This is a genomic window from Ideonella sp. P3_A4, assembly GCF_056403075.1.
Genome location: NZ_JBFUGE010001061.1, coordinates 1 through 1,332, shown reverse-complemented (window position 1 = coordinate 1,332; position 1,332 = coordinate 1). Strand labels below are relative to the sequence as shown.

At 58.5% G+C, this 1,332-nt stretch carries 1 protein-coding gene; it reads left to right on the top strand.

Features of this window, described 5'->3' with window-relative positions:
* Nucleotides 1–334, top strand: a 334-nt coding sequence (locus tag AC1DYI_RS35850) for a hypothetical protein (RefSeq protein ID WP_477208852.1), incomplete at its 5' end; no start/stop codon positions are given.
* Between the last annotated feature and the right edge of the window lie 998 nt (nt 335–1,332).

Genomic DNA, 1,332 nt, shown 5'->3' with positions numbered 1-1,332 from the left:
GTTCAATGTCACCGACATCGCTGCCTTCGGGCACGCGCTATCCAGTACGTACCCATTGCTGCCTGGCAGGAACTATGAGATCAAAGGCGGGGTTTGGAGCAATGTGAATCCAGGAACTCTTTCCGAAGTTCACCTCTGCGTCAGCTTCTATCCGGTAGGTCATCTCGGCAAGGTCGGCTGCCGAGTTCACCTCGCCACCGGTCGTGAGCCAGGTAATGCAGAGCTCTCGCACACTGTTACCCTCGAACTGCATACGACATATGAAAGGCTGCGACAGTTTGGCCTCTCGGTCTCTGCGTTAGCTGATGGCAAAGTCCATGAAGCTTCGTTGTAGCGGCCACGGGTCTAACCCCTCCGTCAAGGGGACGTCCCGCAAGCGGGCCGCCCCTTACGTCGAACGTTAGGCAAAGGCGGGAATATGCCTTCCTCAATGCTTGGTCTCATTTTCCAGCCGACTTGAAATCGTGCCGCGATTCGATCTTGGAGCGCCGGGCATTCAAAAACAGCCCAACGGCAGAGTTCGAGCGCTCAGTCACCCAAGAACGGCCCAGCACTTGTCAGGCATGTCAGTAGTCGCTCGAAGCCCTCTGCCACTCCAACGTTGGCTTGCTTGATCATCCCGGGTGAAAATGCGGGCAATCCTGGCTCGCCAACGGCCGGTCCAACTGCAGGAGCCAAAGTGCCACAAGTCTCCACGTGCCTTCGTTCAGCCTCGTGGCTTCGGGCAACGCAATCGCTCGGTGGGCAACTCTGCGTTCCGGTCATCTCCTTGCTCAGCCACGTTCGCCTAACCCCTCGGTCAAAGGGACGTCTTGCGGCAATGCCGCAAGCCGCCCCTTACCTCGAACGTTAGGCTGCAAGCATGAAGGCGGCGGTCTCCCAAGCCAAGCTCCGCTTCACTCAATGGTGGCAAGCGCCAATCACGCGTGCAGATCGAATTCGGGGCGCCGCTGTCGGGGCACTGGCTTGCCTCTGGATCTTTGGTCTTGGTCGCCTCATGTTGGCCCAGGAACCCGTTGGGCTTAGCGTCTTGGTSTGGTGGGCAGTTGGTGGTGCAATCGCTGGCATCTTGCTTGGCATGCGCTTCCCCAAGGCAGTAACCTGCATCCTCTTCCCGTTCTCCACCTTCGGCATCGCCGGTTGAGCAGTAGCTCACTTTGCCACTCCAGCATGAATCCAGCTCTCCGCAACCGCCAGCCGCCTAACCCCTCCGTCAAGGGGACYKGCCTKCGGCMRGCCCCTTACGTCGAACGTTAGGCATCAAGTTTCTAGCCGCATGAAGATCGTCACCGCCACATTCATTGCAATTGCACTCGCAACTACTCCCATTGC